Below are 17,595 nucleotides of genomic sequence, written 5' to 3' on the forward strand. Positions count from 1 at the left end.
GCATTACCCCCCGCTAACTAAACGTTCAACGGTGTGGTCGGCCTCGTATTCTGCAAGAAACGCTTCTGAAGCAATGGATAAATTGATTTTGGCCATTTCCATATAACCGCGTCTCATCGCTTCACGGATTTGACGTTTTTTTCGCTCGCGAATATACATTTTAGTCGCTTGATAAATAAGGTCATTGCGGTTGCCGTTTTCCTGTTTTACAAGCACATCTAATTCGGTTACCAATGCTTGAGGCAAACGAACGACGATTTCTGTTGTTGCGCTAGATTCCGACACGAACATACACCTCCACGAACTGCAGCCGATTCATTACTTCCATTTCATAATACCACTAAATAAAAACGCTGCAAAGTCATTTCTGCTTTTTCTACCTATTATCTTCTGAAAAGTCTTTCAGTTTATACTTAATCATTGCCATCCAAAACAAAATTTCTCACTTCCATTATACTCTTATTTCTGAAAAAAATACGGGGAACGCGATAACTTATTGTACAAGGAACCTCATAGTTAATCGTTCCAAGATATTGAGCCACGTCATCAACAGAAATATATTCGTCGCCTTGCCGCCCAATCAGCGTCACTTTCGTTCCAACAGGCATTTGCTTCGGCAGACGGACCATTAATTGATCCATGCAAATTCTTCCGATAATCGGCGCTTTTTCTCCGTTCACAAGTACATGGAAATTTTGCAGTTTACGCAACCAACCATCTGCATATCCAATCGGGACCGTTCCAACCCACTGCTCCGTTTCCGCCGTATATGTCGCTCCATAACTCACCTTTTCTCCAGGCTTTAACTTTTTCACATGAACGAGACGGCTATGCAATGAAAAAGCTTCTTTTAGCTCATACGGCAAATATTGTTTGATTTCCGGTGAAGGAGATAGCCCATACATCGAAATGCCAAAGCGCACCATATTAAAGACTTTATCCGGAAACCGTAAAGCTGTCGCACTGTTTCCGCAGTGGATAATCGGCGGTTTATATGGAAGCCATTCAAGCATTTGCAAAAAATTATCGTATTGAAAAGAAAAATAATCCGTGTTTATTTCATCAGCTGTAGCAAAATGAGTATATGCTCCTTCCAATGAAAAATACGGATGTCGGTCAATTTGTTCAATGACGCGCTTTGTTTCCGTTTCCTCCCTGACACCTAACCGTCCCATTCCTGTATCCATTTTTAAATGAAATAAAACGGGACTCGTTTCGCTGTATACGTTTGCCGCTTGTTCTATCCATTCCGGCTGAAACACAGTGAGCGTAATCCGATGCTTTGCGGCAATATTAATATCGCTAGGCCGGCAAGCCCCTAGCACAAGAATAGGTGCAGTAACTCCTTTTTTCCTTAGCGCAATCGCTTCGTCTAAAAACGCCACTGCTAAATAAGAAGCACCTGCTTCAAGCGCTGTTTTTGCCACTTGTACATCACCGTGGCCGTATGCGTTTGCCTTCACTACCGCCATAATGCGGATGTCGTTTTGCAAAAAGTTTTTTAATTGTGAAACGTTGTAGTAAATGGCATCTAAATCAATTTCTGCCCAAGTATCGCGGTAAAACAAATTGCTCATATCTCGCTGCACTTCCTTGTCTATCAAAATGAATGCAAATACATTGAAAGATATTTACTCCAACTTTATCTTCCTATCTCGATAAAATAAAGCATTCCATCTTTTTTTAGTTTACCACTTGCAAAGCAATGAAGGAATATGTACTTATCGTCAATATTTAAGTTCCCCAGATTTTTTAGCAAACAAAAAAGGCCCAGCAACTGCTGGTCCGTGCCAATAACGGTTATTTCATTGCTTTTCCTTGTACAGAACGAGCAACCATTATCATTTCTTCTGGCGTTAAGTCTTTCGAAGCGAGCGTAAATTCGACTCCTTTATACGACCATGTAAGAGTCTGATCTGTCAACGCGCCGATCGCAAAACCTAAATCAATCGGTTCGCCATTGACAAGTGTCGGAGTGCTTGTTGCCGGCAATACTCTCGCTTTCTCTTGGACTAACGTGAATGATTTTTCGCCTCCAAATGTCATAATAATCCGTTTCCCATCTTCGGCAGCAACTTCTTTTTCATCTATTTGTTTTACCCCTTCCGGTAAATTGACCGGATACATTACTTCAATCGCTTTGTCTTCCGCTTTTGCCATCGTTGGTACTTCTAAGCGTGCTCCTGTCATGTTTTTAGAGGTATCAAACGCATCATCATCAAATTTTTTATTAAACTCTACTTTTGAAAATTGTACGGTTAACAAGGCGTTCCGGTCTGTATCCATCACTTTGACGGATACCGGCGATAAATCTTTTTTGTTTAACGTAATTTCTTGCTTTGGAATCATGTTGCTGTTCGGATAGTTTGTTTTCGTTTCAAATACGTAATGATTTTTCGTCGCTTTAAAACCCGCTTTCGAATCGCTTAAAATGTCTTTGACCAGTGACTCATACAAATACGCTTGACTGCTGTTTTTCGGCCAATCACTTTGGAAACGGAAGCTTTTGTTTAGCGCCGGAGTAAAAACAAAAACCCCTTCATCGTTGCGTAAAATCATCTGGCTTTGACCTTTGTCGGCATTTTTTAAGCTGACACGGTAGTACGAAGGCTGCTTATACCAAATTTCAACATGGTATACTTGCGGCTTAGATCCTGTTTGAAAGGTCATTTTTGCCTCTGCTTGGTAACTTGTCATCTCATCCATCTTTTCATCCAGCGCTTTCATCACGTCTTCTTGTGATTTTGCCCCGCAGCCAGTTAAAGCGACAAGCAGTATGATGCCCATAAATACACTAAACACTTTTCTCCTCATCGTTTCAACCCCTTTGTCTCATATCGATTTCCATCTGTGCATTACAATATATGAGACAACTTAGGGGAATATGCAGACTAGCTATGACAAGCGCTCAATAATGACTTGAGCAATCGCATAATCGCGGCTATGAGAGATCGAAACGTGAATGCGGCAATCCTTCCCATTTGAAACAACGATCGGTTTTCCGTTATCGTCATTCATAATTTGGATATCATGAAATGATACATTCTTTCCGATTCCTGTTCCAATCGCTTTTGCATATGCCTCTTTTGCCGCAAACCGCCCTGCCAAAAATTCTACTTTTCGTTTCGGTGATAATTGAAAAAAAATCCTTTTTTCTTCCTCCGTTAAAATTCGATCAATAAATTTTTCATTTTTCATCATTAGTTGTTCAATCCGTTCCAATTCTACAATATCGATCCCAATCCCGATAATCATCGTTCTTCTACCCTCTCTATGTACATACATTTTAATAAACGAATAAAGGAGCGAAGTTTATGTTTGCGCGCATGGAAAATGCCCATACATTTTTTCGGTTTTACCCTGCCGTTTCCATCCTTGTCGCCCTTCACGTAGTGATTTGGTTCACGTTTTTTTTACGCATTCCTATAGCCGAGCCATTATGGGAAAAAATGATTGGTTTTAATGCCGCTGTACAGAACGGGGAGTATTGGCGGTTAGTAAGCCCGCTTGTTTTACATGTACGGTTTGAACATATGATCATTAACTCCATTTCTCTTATTTTATTCGGACCTGCTTTAGAAAAAATGTTAGGGAAAAGCAAGTTTCTGCTTCTTTATATTGGCAGTGGAATATGCGCCAACATTGCAACATTTTTTGTTCTGCCAGCGATGTATAGTCACGCTGGAGCTTCTGGGGCCATTTTCGGTCTGTTCGGCATGTATGGATACTTGATCGTATTTCGCCGTGATATAATCGAAACACAACACGCGCGACTTCTTTTTGCCGTCATATGTATTAGCCTATTTATCTCATTTACTGCCCCTAATGTAAATATGGTCGCTCACCTGTTTGGTTTTTTAGGCGGTGGGATCATTGCTCCTTTCATTTCTTCCCATCTGCATCCACATCAGCCTTTTCTTCTTCATCGCTAAGATTCCGCTTTCTTCATTCATGAAAGCGGGATCTTATATTACCGAATGAGAAATATTGGATCGCTCAAATAAAAAACGGCGCTTATGCGCCGTTTTTAACGGGCAACGCGCCGTTTTTTTGTACGCTCTTTCGGTTGACTGCCTTGACGGTTCCCGCGCTTTTTCTCCCGTTTTACCGGAAGCGGCGGCTCTTCCGTTAATTGCACTGGCGTTGCATCAGGCTCTTTTGTCAACATTTTAATGCACGCGGCGACAAGCGACACGGAATCATGTTCTTCCAATAACTCTTCGGCAGCTCGTTTATAAAAAGAAAGATTTTCCGATTCGACAGTCGCAACCAGCTTTTCCACAGCGATACGCTGTTGGCCTTCTAGCGCCTCATCAAGCGTCGGCGGCTTCATCCGTTCCATCTTCCGTTTTGTCGTGCGCTCAATATTATGAAGCTGTCCAATTTCCCGCGGCGTAACAAACGTCATCGCTACACCTGTTTTTCCAGCGCGACCGGTGCGGCCGATACGGTGAACGTAGCTTTCCGGATCTTGCGGGATATCAAAATTGTAAACGTGCGTCACGCCGGAAATATCCAATCCACGTGCCGCTACATCCGTAGCGACTAAAATTTCAATCGAACCTTCTTTAAATTTACGAAGAACGGATAACCGTTTCGCTTGGCTCAAATCGCCATGAATTCCTTCGGCAGCGTACCCACGCAAGTTGAGCGCTTCTGCTAATTCATCCACGCGCCGTTTTGTACGTCCGAAAACAATGGCTAACTCCGGCGCTTGAATATCCAATAAACGCGTTAAAATATCGAATTTCTTCTTTTCTTGCACTTCTAAATAATATTGTTGAATATTTGGAACCGTCATTTCCCTCGCTTTTACTTTCACAATGTGCGGCTCATTCATAAACCGCTCGGCAATGCGGCGGATTGGCTCCGGCATCGTTGCGGAAAATAATAATGTCTGCCGTTTTTCAGGAACATTGCTTAAAATCGCTTCGATATCGTCGATAAACCCCATATTAAGCATTTCATCCGCTTCATCAAGCACAACGGTGTGCACGTTTTCTAACCGAAGCGTCTTACGGTTGATATGATCAATAATTCGGCCAGGCGTTCCTACAATGATGTGCGGGCGTTTTTTTAACGCGCGAATTTGCCGCTCAATATCTTGCCCTCCGTAAATCGGCAATACTCGAACACGCTTGACTGCGCCAATTTTATAAAGCTCTTCCGATACTTGAATCGCCAGCTCCCGTGTTGGTGCCACGACAAGCCCTTGAATGGCTTCGTTTTTTACATCTACTTTTTCGATGAGCGGAATACCAAAAGCAGCCGTTTTTCCGGTGCCAGTTTGCGCCTGTCCAATGACGTCTTTATTTTGCAGGCTTAACGGAATCGTTTCGGCTTGGATCGGGGTTGTTTCCTCGAATCCCATCCGGCTAATCGCCTTCATTAATTCGTTGCTTAATCCTAATTCATGAAACGTTGTCAATGTTATTCAAACTCCTTTAATTTCCTTACTATCCGAAATGAATCGAATAAAAATATTTAACATTTATCATACCATTTTCACGTTCTTTTTTCAATAAATACCATTTTCTAACTATTTTCCCGTAAAAATTTTTCTACTTCGCGAAATAATAGATGGCGGTCAGGGCCGTGGCAGACATGATGATATGACTCTTGTAAAACTAACAGCTTTTTTTGTGATGAACCGATCTTATTATATAAATAATAGGCGCTTTTCATCGGAACGATGCTGTCTTTTTCACCTTGAACAATCAGCGCTGGAATATGTACATTAGGCAAACTCGGCCGGACTTCATTGACTAATTTTCGGAACTCTAATATGGCTGTAAGCGGCGTTGCTAAAATTTTATTTTTGTAACGGATAAAAAGCGGATTTTCGCGAAGACGCCTCCTCCATCCATCACGAACGATTTCATGGATATCTTTTATTAATTGACGCGGATTGACATAATAAAAAGCGGCGCTTAATAGCACAAGCTTGTCAATCTTATATTTTTCCGCCAAATATACTGCGATTACTCCACCCATCGAAAAGCCGATGACATAAACCGTTTCGCATATTTCCATTAATGCTTGCAATTCCCTTTCTGCCGCTTGAAACCATTGATCATAAGTAATTCCTTTTAGTTGCAGCCGCTTTCCATGTCCGGGAAGTGTCGGTGTTTTGATCACCCAGTCCGTTCGTTTTTGTAAATATTCCGCCAGCGGAGCTACTTCATCAGGGCTTCCCGTAAATCCGTGTATACATAGACACCCAATCATCATCATCACCATTTTCCAAAAAAAATCAAAAGCGGCAGTTAGAAACGCCGCTTTTATTTTTTCACGGTTGTTTTCATTTTACACAATGATGTGGTTATTGCAAATCAGGAAGCAACTCTTCTAGCTTCATTCCACGTGAAGCCTTCAGCAAAATCACATCGCCAGAGGAAACAACCGCAAGCAAGTCTTTTGCCAAAGACTGCTTATCTTCATATGCTTTCACGCGTCCATCTGGAAAAAACGGCTGTGCCGCGAGCGCAATATGGCGTGCTAACGCTCCATACGTAAATACATAATCGACCATTTCCGGCCGCAGCATCGCGCCGATTTCCCGATGAAACTCCACTTCTTGATCGCCAAGCTCCAGCATGTCTCCTAACACAGCAATTTTTTTCTCATATCCCGTCAATTCGTGAAGCAATTGTAACGCCGCTTTCATCGATGTTGGGTTAGCGTTATACGCGTCATTAATAATCGTCCAGCCTTTCTTTGTTTCGATTAATTCCATGCGCATACGCGTCACTTGCAATTGTGAAAGTGCTTCTTGAATCTTCTCCCAGCTTACATTAAAAAAGCGAGCTACAGCAATAGCAGCCAACGCGTTATATACATGATGCTTCCCTAAAATCGGAAGGAAAAAGGAGCGATTTGGCGCTTGATGAACGGTAAACGTAGTGCCATTGGCCTGTACATGGACCGCTTTCGGATAATAATCGTTGTCGCTTCCTTGTCCAAATCTCAAGACGTGCTCAGGCAGCGGCAAGTCTGGAACCCGGTTCACCAGCAAAGGCTCGTCTCCATGATAAACAAAAAGGCCGTTCTTTTTTAAACCCGATAAAATTTCTAATTTTGCTTGAGCAATCCCTTCGCGTGAACCTAGTTCTTGCAAATGCGATTCGCCAATATTTGTAATAACTGCCGCATCCGGCTCGGCAATGTTGGATAATAATTCAATTTCGCCGAAATTGCTCATTCCCATTTCGACGACAGCCATTTCCGTGTCTTCTTCCAAACGGAGAAGCGTCAATGGCACTCCAATATGATTGTTCAAATTTCCTTCCGTCTTTTGTACTTTATATGTTGTTGCTAATAGTGCTGCTACCATATCCTTTGTCGTCGTTTTGCCATTGCTTCCCGTAATGCCGATGACTTTTACCGAAAGCTGCTTGCGATACCGATGCGCGAGGCGCTGGAGCGCGCGCAACGTGTCGTCCACGATAATCACCGGCACATTTCTCGGCGGGGTTCCTTCCGTTTCCGCCCAAAGCACAGCGCTCGCCCCTTTATCGATCGCATCTTGAACAAACGCATGGCCGTTAAACTTAGCTCCTTTTAATGGAACGTACAAATTGCCTTGTTGAATCGTTCGCGTATCGGTCGAAACCCCGTAAACCGTGATGTCGAAAAACTCGTTCGCCAACCCGCGGCCGTCCACCATCGACTGTATATCGCGCAATGTACGAGTGATCATTTCTTTCACCTTCATTTCTATTTCTCAAATGTGTACGTGATCGTTTGCTTTTCTTCATGGCGTTCGATCGCTAATTGTATGAGACGTTCAATCAGTTTTGGATAGGAAACGCCGCTATGTTTCCACAACAAAGGAAACATGCTATACGGTGTAAATCCAGGCATTGTATTAATTTCATTAATATACGCTTCGCCATCTTCCGTTAAGAAAAAGTCGGCTCGTACGAGTCCAGAAAGGTCAAGCGCCTTAAACGCGGTAATCGCCATTTGTTTAATCGTTTCGTACTGCTCTTTTGTAACGTCTGCCGGAATAATTAATTCCGTATTACCGTCTTCATATTTCGCTTGATAATCGTAAAATTCTTTTTTCGGGACAATTTCTCCAACAACCGAACAAATTGGATCATCGTTGCCGATGACGCCGATTTCGATTTCACGCCCAACAATCGCTTCCTCAACAATAATTTTTCGATCATACTTAAACGCCTCAGCAAAAGCTGCTTTTAAATCATCGCGCTGCTTGCATTTCGTAATCCCAACGCTTGATCCCGCATTCGCCGGCTTGACGAAACAAGGATAGCCAAGCTCTTGTTCCACCTTGTCATAAGCCGCTTCTTCGTTTCTACTCCATTCCCGCTTCGTAAACGATACATATTTTGCCTGACGTAATCCTGCCTGGGCAAATAAGTTTTTCATCACCACTTTATCCATCCCGACTGCGGAGGCAAGCACACCGTTTCCAACGTATGGAATATTAAGGAGCTCAAGCAACCCTTGCACCGTGCCATCTTCTCCGTTCGGTCCATGCAATAATGGAAAAATGACATCCACTACCGCTTCCTCTTGCTTTTTCCCGTCCGCAACCGCCGGCGTTTGATTTAACGCTACCGGTATAATGGCTTTTGCGTCAGATTGAAACTGCAATTGCTTTATATCATTTACTTTTCCAGTCAACCGTTCTCCCTTGATCCACTGTCCTTCTGTTGTAATATAAATCGGAATGACGTCAAATTTATTTTTATCAATGGCATTCATCACCGCCATCGCCGTTGATAAAGATACGTTATGCTCAGGCGATTTGCCGCCGTATAAAATTCCAACTCTCGTTTTCATTTAGGCTCCTCCTCTTTGTTTACCATAGTTTCTATTTTAACACGTTTCTGGCACAATCGTATGGTATTTTATATGAGTAATATAGGTTGTTTCGTCACTTTGAAAACAGTAAAAACACCATCTAACCCATTCGTTAGATGGTGAAATCGCTATTTCCAGAGAGCGCGGTATTGTCCTTGGTACATTGCCACAATCTCTTTTAATGCGTCTTGCGCCGTTTTTTCAATCTGTGAAAAATATTCATGCACCCGTCGATAAAAATGATTTTTTTCTATTTCATCCGTGAGTACATGAATGATTTTTCGTTCGTAATAACGAAACCCTGTCAAATTATAAATCAATCCATGTTTTTCAAGATATTGCAAATTAATTTGTTCTTGACCAGGCAAGTAACCAACCGTAAAAACAGGCAATTGTTTATGCAGCACTTCACTTACCGTAACGCCGCCTGGTTTTGTAATTACCGCATCTACTTCATTATACAAACGATTCATCTCTTGTGGGCTAGATATGTATGAGAAAGGGCGAATATGTGGTTGCTTCCAGCTTGCGATTTCATCATATAACTTTTTGTTCGTTCCACATAGTACCGAATAGCGAAATAAACGGGAATCTTCTACTTTCTTAAAAAAATCGACAATATTGCCTAGTCCTTGGTTTCCTCCCGCCAACAGCAAATGAAACGGGCGTCTTTTCCCCCTCAGCTCGGAATGTTTCGTCATAAACACTTCATGGACGGGAATACCTGTCACAATAATTCGTTTTTCATCAATATGATATTTCGTCATTAACTCCTTTTTTGCGTCCGCATGTGGAACAAAATGATAGTCGATGTCCCGTTTCCCCCATACGCTATTGATGAAAAAATCGGTATATACGTTGATTACTGGTATTTGAATCAGCTTCTTCCGCTTTAGCCGTTGCAAAATGCGCGATGGGAACGAATGAGTGCAAATAATGAGTGTCGGTTTCTCCTTCTCCAACATTTTTTTCATTTTATTTTCAAAATAAGGCAGCCATGGCTCAAAAGAAACGAATTCTAACCGATGAACATCATAGTACATAAACGCCTTATAAACACGATGATAGGAAGCTGGATGAGAGCGAATCCATCGTAAATACATTTCAGAAACCATTTTTTCCATCAGTTCATTACAATAGCTTAAAAAGTCGATTTTTTTACAGTATATATCTTGAAATTGCCTTTGCAGAAAATCAATCAACGTATCGGCTACTTTATGATGGCCTGTGCTCATTTGGAACAACGGTAATACAAGAATTTTCATCATCGTTAGCTCCCTTTAATTTTCAAAAGATTTTTTGCGAAATTGCTGTCCAACCCACACTCCAAGCAGAAACAACAAAAATAAAACAATCCCGATCATCGGAAAATAAATCAGTGGAATTTGCACATGTTGACCAAGCAGCATTCCAACAACGATGATGGGAATCACCCATATCGCTGCGCCAACGGATGCAAGCAATAAAAACAAACGGAAAGGAAAGCGGATCACACCGGCCATATACGGAGAAATTTGCCGAACGCCGGGGACGTAATAGCCAAATAAAATGACCCATTTTCCATATCGATGAAACAACTTTCGTGTTCGCTCCCATTTTTCCTCTTTCATCCCTACATACTTTCCGTACCTTTTAATAAATGGCGCTCCTAAAAAACGGCCGATGCCGTAGGCGACGATCATTCCTATAACAACACCGCCCCAGCTTACGATAAAACAATATTCCCATAACAGCTGCTTCCTGGCAATAACAATCCCTAGAAAAAACAGCAAACTCTCTTCCGGAGCGGGAATGCCGACAATGCCAAAAAACAGAAACAGAAAAATAATCACATATCCATATGATTGCACGTACGAAAAAAGAATGCTCGTATCCATAGATCCCCCAATTATATCGATGAAATTTGTTTATTAGTTTGCTCGTTCAGCAAATCTGTAATCGTCACCCAGCGCATATTTTTCGCTTCTTCTTCCTTCAATAACAATTCCAACGCCGAAAGCATTTGTTCTGGAGCCAATTCATCAGCGCCAAACGTTTTCCCGCTATCATGAAGAACAATCACCGCTCCATCTTTCATGCTGTTTTTCAGCCGCTTAAACAATTCCATTGTACCAATTTTGGCATTCCAGTCGCCAAGAATGTCCGTCCACATCACCGTTAAATATTTTTTCTGCAAAAACGGGGTGAACAAATTAAAATGCCCCCACGGCGGACGATAATACATCGGCCGCGTTCCCGTAATTTGTTCGATAATATCTGCTGATTTGCGCAATCCTTTTCCTAAAAAAGGAGGGAAAATGAACCAGTTGCTAATATGCCGGTAGTTATGCATCCCAATTTCATGGCCTTCATCATGCATTCGTTTCACAATATAAGGGTATTGCTTCGCCTTTTTCCCAACAACGAAAAAGGTTGCCTTCACTTGATGTTTTTTCAACAAATCTAACAGTCTCGGTGTATAATATGGGTCGGGTCCGTCATCGAACGTTAACGCGATCATTCCTGGTTGTGTTCCTTTGCGGTAAATGCGAAAATTTGTTTTTCGAATAAGAACTGTTGGAACGATGCCGTATAATATCATTACTCCAGCGAACAAAACGATCCATAGCATCGTTTTCACCTCTTTATTTGTACTTTACCAGTACTCTTTTTCTTTGAAAATAGAAAATTATAATCCTATTTATCTTTATATATCATTTTCACGTAATCATTTCCAATTTTACACTTTTTATTAAATGAATAAAATCAGTCATATGTTATATACCGCAAGCACTTTCATAAAAATAAAAAAGAAAAAGATACAAACATTGCCTTGATTCTTCTCCATCTAACGAAATTTTCATGTTTTCGCACCTCAAGCGTCAATTTGCTATAATACAATACGATATTAAAGATAGTAATAATCGTTTTTAAAAGGAATGTAAAATTTCAATATGCTCAAAAAGATAGGTGATTACATTGAATAAAAAAATTATTCTTACCGGCGGCGGAACAGCCGGGCACGTGATGGTCAATTTAGCGCTCATTCCCAAGCTAAAAGAACAAGGCTGGGATATCGCATATATCGGTTCCCACCAAGGTATTGAGCGCGAACTAATTTCGAAGGTGGAAGGCGTGCCTTATTTTCCGATTTCGACAGGAAAACTACGCCGCTATTTCGACTGGAACAACTTTAAAGATCCATTTAAAGTCCTCAAAGGTACATTTCAAGCGTACCGCATCATTAAAAAAGAAAAGCCGAGCATCGTATTTTCCAAAGGTGGATTCGTTTCCGTCCCCGTCATTATCGGCGCATGGTTAAATGGCGTCCCATCCATCATCCACGAGTCCGATATTACCCCGGGACTTGCCAATAAAATTGCGATGCCGTTTGCGACCAAAATTTGCGTCACGTTTCCAGAAACACTCCGCCATGTCAAAGAAGAAAAAGGGATTTACATTGGCGCGGTGGTGCGTGAAGAATTAAAACGAGGAAACGCCGACAAAGGGCGGGAGTACTGCCAATTTGAAAAAGGGAAACCCGTTCTTCTCGTCATGGGCGGAAGTTTAGGCTCGAAGCGGATTAACGATGCACTGCGCGCCAATTTACAAACGCTTCTTGATGATTTTCAAATCGTCCACATTTGCGGAAAAGGAAATGTCGACCCTCAATGGACGAACAAAAAAGGCTACAAACAGTTTGAGTACGTTCATGAAGAGCTTCCTCATCTGATGGCAATGGCGGATATCGTCTTATCACGAGCTGGCGCAAACTCCATTTTCGAGTTTCTCGCATTGCGAAAACCGATGCTGCTCATTCCTCTTTCCAAAGAAGCAAGCCGCGGCGACCAAATTTTAAACGCCCGCTCTTTTGAAAAATCCGGCTACGCGGAAGTGCTGATGGAAGAAAACTTAACGAACGAATCGCTGCGCAATGCCATTTATCATCTTTACCAAAACAAAGACCGCTACCGGCAAAACATGGATCGGTCCGATGCGGGAGATGCACTGCAAAAGTTGCTGACGTTGATTGAGGAAGCAAGGAAAAGTTAAGTAAAAAAGACGAGGTTGACTCAAAAGGTTGCTAAATCCACCTTTTGAAGTCAGCCTCTCTTTCCCATTTTCCCTATTTTTTTATTATCTATTATTTATTACACTTACTAATTCCTTTAGTGTGTCATTAATTGGTATAGTTGAAAACCTACAAAAAGACACCAATTGCTACTAGAGACAATACTTGTCTTGATTCTTCACTGGGTACGCTTCGCGGCCACTACTGGTTAAATTTGGTTGTAGTGGGGGGGAAGCGTATGGGATGCACCGTGGATCTCTGCATCGCTGATGATGACGAACCCTCCCATGTCTCTTGCCATCCTTGTGCCTACATTCCTTCGTTCGGTCTAGTCATCAGGCAGAGGCCGGCTAAGCTCCTTTAGGGACTCAAGGTCGAATGGATGATATCGCGCCAGCTTCTCCGTGTCATCCTTGTTGTCTAGAGAATCGAGACTATAGGCATCAAGCAGCCGTTTCGAGGCCAAAGATGTCCTGCATCATTCGCTTCGCATCGAACGCTTGGTGCTTCGTACATACAGCGTGCAATACCTTCAATAATTTTCCGCATAACACCACAATCGATTGCTTCTTCCGCAACGGATTATCAGGACGTGTCGTGTAATAGTCGTGCAGCTGCCGAAACGCTTCGTTGTGGCGGATCATCGGCATCATCACCCGGAACAGAAGGGCGAGCAACCGCCTTCTTCCACGCTTCGAGATCCGTTTTTGCCCTTTGTGTTGGCCGGAGGAATGTTCCCGCAGCGTCAGGCCCGCTAATTGGATAAGCTGCCGCGGATCCTGATAATGGGAGAAACTCCCGATCTCTGATAACAGTTCCACGATGGTCGCATCACCTAAGCCCGGAACGATCTTCAACCATCGTACTCGACCGATGTCTGTACGAGTTCGATCAGCTGCTCTGTCAGTGCCTCGATTTCTTCTTCCAGTTGGCGGTACCGGCGGACAAGCGTGGCAATTTCGATACGGGCCATCTGTTGTCCTTCCGTTACGCCAATGGAGTGTTGGGCCAGTTCTATGAGCTTCTTCGCTTTCGGTTTTTGTGGCGACTGTAATCCCTCACTTTGCCGGTAAAGGGCCAGCACCTCTTCTAGTTCTTTTCCTGCCAGATCACTCGGAAATGGCGTATATTCCAGCACCGCGAGCGCCATTTTCCCAAATGACGGGAAGACTTGGAAAAACTCCGGAAAATATCGATCAAGCCAGCGAATCATTTGATTTCGAATCGCTCCCTGTTCTTCCACCAATTTGGAGCGAAATGTCGCTCCCACGCGCAGATCCGCCTCCATCCCTTTCAGAATGCGCGGATAGCTGAATCGGCCGTCTTTCACTAACCGGGCAATGACGAGCGCATCTTTCGCATCATGCTTGGTTGGAAGGTTATCGTTCAGCTCTTTGGATCGCTTCACGTGCATCGGGTTTGTCATGACGAGAGGGATGCCTTTCTCATCAAGAAAATAGGCGAGATTCAGCCAATAATGTCCCGTTGGTTCGATGCCAACGATCACCTTGGTTTTCCCGAATTCCTTCATTGCTTCCACGATGCACTGGTACAACCATTCCAATCCTTCTCTCGATTGCAGAACGGGAAACGGCTTTTTTAACACCCTCCCTCGCTCATCCACAAAGCAGGCATAATGTTTTTTCTTTGCGATATCCATCCCAACAACCAGCGTTTGATCGGTGACTTGATTAATCTTCTTGTTTGAGATAGAATTCATGTATAGTCCTCCTTGGTATCCAAATTAGGGGTCAATTCGTGCGATTGACACCCCCGAATCATATCAAGAGGGCTTTTTTTATTCAAGTCCCCGGAAAAACTTCTAACAGGAATGCTCCTTTTATAGATACTTTCCACATGAATTTAGAATGCTTGGTAGTTTAAAGTCCTTCAAACACTTTCTCCATTTCATCTATCACACGCCCCATTGTCACTACGATTATAAAAAATAACCTTTATCGTGTGTCCGGGGGCTAATGAGTAAAAACCCTATTTTTAGTATATATTTCACGTAGAAACTAATGATATTCATGCCATTGTATTGTCCTTAGATCATCATATTGTTCATCTTTAGAAAAACCATAGTAATATTTTGGCTTTTTATCGGCAGAAAGAGCTATTGGGTTGATATCTCTTTCATTAAACTTCCCTTCCCAGTAAAAAATCTCGATATTCCCTAGATGCATTGGACGCAAAAATCTTTCTCCGTCCGGACCAGCTTCAACATATTTAATGTCATTTGTATTTGTTTTAAAAGCCAACATAAGCATATTAATGGTTTGATCATTTATCTTGGCGTAGCCAACTGTTTCAATATCATTTTTTAAATTTGATTGATAATTAAATGCTATCTCACTTTTCCAGAATGGTCCAAAAGGCTTAGATATGACAGTTTTATAGGATTGATCGTTATCCTGAAAAATATATATTTTGTTTTCACGAGCGTTTATTTCTTTTAGTAATACAGCATTCTTATGTATATAATTGTTTTTCTTAGCAGCGTTTAAAGGAGTAAGATATAAATCCAAAAAAAATACAGTACATGCAAATACAAAAACTAATATAAAAAAGACGATACCTATAAGCTTTTTAACAGGTTTCCTTTTGTTCATAAAGATCCCTTCCTCATTCATTATCTTGTCAAGCCGCTCAGCTTCCCCCCATTGTATCAAAACGAATTAGAAAAAACATCCGTATTTACCGCAAATTTGATTGCAGAAAATGCGGATGTTTAAGGATATCCATGAGATTGAACAATCGGTGGCAGCATTTTAGCGTACATCGAGCATCACAAAGAAAAGTTTTTCAGTGCTTAGGACGTTTCACTTGAGAAGCAACAAGCAGAGGGAGCTTGATCTATTATTTTCTAATTTTTAAGAAAAGTTTTTACTTCCTTTCCCATCCCTTGTTCTTCAATGATCCTGAAAAAGCGCAAGCAGCAGCTCTATATGCTACTGAGGTTTCCTGTCTGCTCTCTGAATGAAAATAACTGTTGTAAAGGTTCTTACGCTAATTTGGGGAGATGACTTTCTATTAACTACATGGGTACAATAAAAATAAAGGGGTTCATAACGATGATTAACCTTTCTTGGTCTCCTCTTGATTCAACTATCGAGTTACTAGATGTGTCTGATGCCGGTGATCATTTACGTTTAACGGTAAAAAGCAACCGAGAGTCTTCTTCCTGTCCTGCCTGTCATCATGCTTCCTCCCGCCCGCATAGTCGGTATACACGTGTGATTCAAGATCTTCCTATCGCTGATCAGCCTGTTCGACTCCTGCTTATTTCTCGAAAATGGTTTTGTGATGATTCTTCCTGTTCCGTTAAAGTGTTTACAGAGCGTTATGACTGGCTAGCGCCGCATGGCCGTCGTACGCTTCGGGCAGAACACACTTTGCGTTAAATTGCCTTTTCCACGAGTTGTTTAGCTGCGGAAAAGATTGCACAGGCGATTCTCATCTGCCTATCAGCCATGATTCATTGTTAACGATGATTCACAAAACTCCTATTCCTGTAGAGGTGTCTCCCTTTCCTCGGCGTCGATGATTTTGCTTTTCGAAAAAGCCATACGTATGGAGCGATAATTTGTGATCTTTGCAGTCATCATCCTGTTGCTCTCTTGCCAAATCGGCTGCCGCAAACACTTACTGAATGGCTGAAAACCTATTCCCATGTACAAGTGATGAGCCGGGATGGATTTACAGGATTCCGTCAAGGGATTGCCAATGCCAATCCTTCCATCCTTCAAGTGTACGATCGATGGCATTTTATCGGGAATGCGAAGAAGAGACTAGATTTCCTTCTTTTATCCCTCGTTCCTTCTGTGATGACATGGAGTGAATCGAACACATCTGTTCGTGAAATCGAAATGACAAAGGCAGAAAAGAGGAAAAAGCAGCGCCAGGAACAAAAATGGACACTCATTCAAGAAATCCAAATGGCTCATCAATCAGGCAAGAATATTTCTAGGCTTGCGAAGGAATATAAGCTGGATCGGAAAACGGTGAAAAAATATCTCCAGTTGACAACTCCGCCACTGATTCATCGACGAAAAAGAAAAACACCGATTTCCCCTTTTTTGAACCGTGTCATCGAGTTAGAAGCGCAAGGTCATACCATTCCGTCTACTGATTCTATTCTTTCTATTCTTCGCAAAGAAGGATATTCCGGCACGTTTTCGGCGGTACGAACCACGGTAGAAAAGATTCAACGGAACCGAAAGAGGAATGATCCATCGATGCTGGAACATCGTATCTCAAGGAAACAACTCGCTTATTAGATATGGACTCCGCGTCATCAACTTTCTGAGAAGGAGATCATGGGTTTGGAACGATGTCTGGAAAGTTACTCCAATGTTCGCCCCATCTATGAAATGGTTCAAGATTATCGCGAAGCGATTCGTCAAGCAGACTACGATCGTTTTTTGCGTTGGCTGCGTCATCAGCTTTCGGATTCAAAACAGCCGTTTTATCCATATACTCGGCGTTTGCGCAGCGATTTGCAGGCAGTAAAACACACTTTTCTTCTCCCATACAGCAATGGTGTGCTGGAAGGGCAAATCAACCGGTTGAAAACTATTAAACGAATGATGTATAGCCGAGCTGGATTAGCTCTGTTAGAAAAACGTGTTCTCTATAGACTGTAATCATAATTTTAATAAAACAATAAAAATCTCCAACAGGATGATAGGTAATCATTCACCAAAAGAACG

17 protein-coding genes and 1 pseudogene are annotated in these 17,595 nt (G+C 42.1%); 5 read left to right on the forward strand and 13 right to left on the reverse strand.

The genetic code is table 11. From position 1 onward, the window contains the following. Positions 1–3: 3 nt before the first annotated feature. From FNL97_RS16535 to acpS, 4 genes are all read right to left on the reverse strand, one after another. On the reverse strand, positions 4–285 hold the full coding sequence (locus FNL97_RS16535; protein ID WP_003253419.1) for a CopG family ribbon-helix-helix protein: 282 nt from the start codon (positions 283–285) through the stop codon (positions 4–6). Between the two features lie 128 nt (positions 286–413). Beyond that, the gene (alr, locus tag FNL97_RS16540) at positions 414–1,577 is read right to left on the reverse strand and encodes an alanine racemase (RefSeq protein ID WP_062678764.1); all 1,164 of its coding nucleotides are present in this window, start codon (positions 1,575–1,577) and stop codon (positions 414–416) included. Between the two features lie 223 nt (positions 1,578–1,800). Then, the gene (locus FNL97_RS16545; protein WP_143416200.1) at positions 1,801–2,814 is read right to left on the reverse strand and encodes a LolA family protein; all 1,014 of its coding nucleotides are present in this window, start codon (positions 2,812–2,814) and stop codon (positions 1,801–1,803) included. A gap of 81 nt (positions 2,815–2,895) precedes the next feature. Continuing rightward, the gene (gene acpS / locus FNL97_RS16550) at positions 2,896–3,255 is read right to left on the reverse strand and encodes a holo-ACP synthase (RefSeq protein ID WP_012748962.1); all 360 of its coding nucleotides are present in this window, start codon (positions 3,253–3,255) and stop codon (positions 2,896–2,898) included. A 59-nt stretch (positions 3,256–3,314) separates the two neighbouring features. Between acpS and FNL97_RS16555 the strand changes: the two genes are divergently transcribed. Beyond that, entirely contained in the window at positions 3,315–3,932 is a 618-nt protein-coding gene (locus tag FNL97_RS16555; RefSeq protein ID WP_062678766.1) for a rhomboid family intramembrane serine protease, read from the forward strand. 95 nt (positions 3,933–4,027) lie between these two features. Here the strand turns inward: FNL97_RS16555 and cshA are convergent, their stop codons facing one another. From cshA to FNL97_RS16590, 7 genes are all read right to left on the reverse strand, one after another. Further along, complete coding sequence (cshA, locus tag FNL97_RS16560; protein WP_143416201.1) at positions 4,028–5,428, reverse strand: degradosome RNA helicase CshA; 1,401 nt, start codon at positions 5,426–5,428, stop codon at positions 4,028–4,030. Positions 5,429–5,535: 107 nt separating this feature from the next. After that, positions 5,536–6,228 carry an alpha/beta hydrolase gene (locus FNL97_RS16565; protein ID WP_172713598.1) on the reverse strand — a complete coding sequence of 231 codons (693 nt, stop codon included), beginning with the start codon at positions 6,226–6,228 and terminating at the stop codon, positions 5,536–5,538. A 94-nt stretch (positions 6,229–6,322) separates the two neighbouring features. Further along, positions 6,323–7,699 carry a UDP-N-acetylmuramoyl-tripeptide--D-alanyl-D-alanine ligase gene (locus FNL97_RS16570; RefSeq protein ID WP_143416203.1) on the reverse strand — a complete coding sequence of 459 codons (1,377 nt, stop codon included), beginning with the start codon at positions 7,697–7,699 and terminating at the stop codon, positions 6,323–6,325. 17 nt (positions 7,700–7,716) lie between these two features. After that, positions 7,717–8,811: a D-alanine--D-alanine ligase gene (locus FNL97_RS16575; RefSeq protein WP_143416204.1), complete on the reverse strand. Its 1,095-nt coding sequence runs from the start codon at positions 8,809–8,811 to the stop codon at positions 7,717–7,719. Between the two features lie 149 nt (positions 8,812–8,960). Beyond that, positions 8,961–10,100, reverse strand: a complete 1,140-nt coding sequence (locus tag FNL97_RS16580) for an MGDG synthase family glycosyltransferase (RefSeq protein ID WP_012748956.1) — start codon at positions 10,098–10,100, stop codon at positions 8,961–8,963. 12 nt (positions 10,101–10,112) lie between these two features. After that, entirely contained in the window at positions 10,113–10,709 is a 597-nt protein-coding gene (locus tag FNL97_RS16585; RefSeq protein WP_143416205.1) for a DedA family protein, read from the reverse strand. An 11-nt stretch (positions 10,710–10,720) separates the two neighbouring features. Then, the gene (locus FNL97_RS16590) at positions 10,721–11,443 is read right to left on the reverse strand and encodes a polysaccharide deacetylase family protein (protein ID WP_143416206.1); all 723 of its coding nucleotides are present in this window, start codon (positions 11,441–11,443) and stop codon (positions 10,721–10,723) included. Between the two features lie 347 nt (positions 11,444–11,790). Here FNL97_RS16590 and murG point away from each other — a divergent pair, with 347 nt between their 5' ends. After that, positions 11,791–12,864: an undecaprenyldiphospho-muramoylpentapeptide beta-N-acetylglucosaminyltransferase gene (gene murG / locus FNL97_RS16595; protein ID WP_143416207.1), complete on the forward strand. Its 1,074-nt coding sequence runs from the start codon at positions 11,791–11,793 to the stop codon at positions 12,862–12,864. 462 nt (positions 12,865–13,326) lie between these two features. Here the strand turns inward: murG and FNL97_RS16600 are convergent. After that, positions 13,327–14,603, reverse strand: a pseudogene (locus tag FNL97_RS16600) (IS110 family RNA-guided transposase). A gap of 298 nt (positions 14,604–14,901) precedes the next feature. Beyond that, positions 14,902–15,495: a hypothetical protein gene (locus tag FNL97_RS16605; RefSeq protein WP_143416208.1), complete on the reverse strand. Its 594-nt coding sequence runs from the start codon at positions 15,493–15,495 to the stop codon at positions 14,902–14,904. A gap of 462 nt (positions 15,496–15,957) precedes the next feature. Here FNL97_RS16605 and FNL97_RS16610 point away from each other — a divergent pair, with 462 nt between their 5' ends. The 3 genes from FNL97_RS16610 (at position 15,958) to FNL97_RS18600 (ending at position 17,529) form a co-directional block, all read left to right on the forward strand. Then, entirely contained in the window at positions 15,958–16,287 is a 330-nt protein-coding gene (locus FNL97_RS16610; RefSeq protein ID WP_286173412.1) for a transposase family protein, read from the forward strand. A 180-nt stretch (positions 16,288–16,467) separates the two neighbouring features. Beyond that, complete coding sequence (locus tag FNL97_RS18595) at positions 16,468–17,163, forward strand: transposase (RefSeq protein WP_286173569.1); 696 nt, start codon at positions 16,468–16,470, stop codon at positions 17,161–17,163. After that, the gene (locus FNL97_RS18600; RefSeq protein WP_286173570.1) at positions 17,164–17,529 is read left to right on the forward strand and encodes a transposase; all 366 of its coding nucleotides are present in this window, start codon (positions 17,164–17,166) and stop codon (positions 17,527–17,529) included. It begins immediately after the preceding gene. Positions 17,530–17,595 lie beyond the last annotated feature (66 nt).

The organism is Geobacillus sp. E263 (assembly GCF_007197795.1).
GTDB classification, from domain to species: Bacteria; Bacillota; Bacilli; order Bacillales; family Anoxybacillaceae; genus Parageobacillus_B; species Parageobacillus_B toebii.

Bases quoted from the DNA above. Each gene is read 5' to 3' on its own strand.
- alr (WP_062678764.1), bottom strand. From the start codon at position 1,577: ATGAGCAATTTGTTTTACCGCGATACTTGGGCAGAAATTGATTTAGAT.
- FNL97_RS16565 (WP_172713598.1), bottom strand. From the start codon at position 6,228: ATGATTGGGTGTCTATGTATACACGGATTTACGGGAAGCCCTGATGAA.
- FNL97_RS16590 (WP_143416206.1), bottom strand. From the start codon at position 11,443: ATGCTATGGATCGTTTTGTTCGCTGGAGTAATGATATTATACGGCATC.
- FNL97_RS16555 (WP_062678766.1), top strand. From the start codon at position 3,315: ATGTTTGCGCGCATGGAAAATGCCCATACATTTTTTCGGTTTTACCCT.
- FNL97_RS16575 (WP_143416204.1), bottom strand. From the start codon at position 8,811: ATGAAAACGAGAGTTGGAATTTTATACGGCGGCAAATCGCCTGAGCAT.
- FNL97_RS16605 (WP_143416208.1), bottom strand. From the start codon at position 15,495: ATGAACAAAAGGAAACCTGTTAAAAAGCTTATAGGTATCGTCTTTTTT.
- FNL97_RS16610 (WP_286173412.1), top strand. From the start codon at position 15,958: ATGATTAACCTTTCTTGGTCTCCTCTTGATTCAACTATCGAGTTACTA.
- FNL97_RS16545 (WP_143416200.1), bottom strand. From the start codon at position 2,814: ATGAGGAGAAAAGTGTTTAGTGTATTTATGGGCATCATACTGCTTGTC.
- FNL97_RS16580 (WP_012748956.1), bottom strand. From the start codon at position 10,100: ATGATGAAAATTCTTGTATTACCGTTGTTCCAAATGAGCACAGGCCAT.
- FNL97_RS16585 (WP_143416205.1), bottom strand. From the start codon at position 10,709: ATGGATACGAGCATTCTTTTTTCGTACGTGCAATCATATGGATATGTG.
- acpS (WP_012748962.1), bottom strand. From the start codon at position 3,255: ATGATTATCGGGATTGGGATCGATATTGTAGAATTGGAACGGATTGAA.
- FNL97_RS16570 (WP_143416203.1), bottom strand. From the start codon at position 7,699: ATGATCACTCGTACATTGCGCGATATACAGTCGATGGTGGACGGCCGC.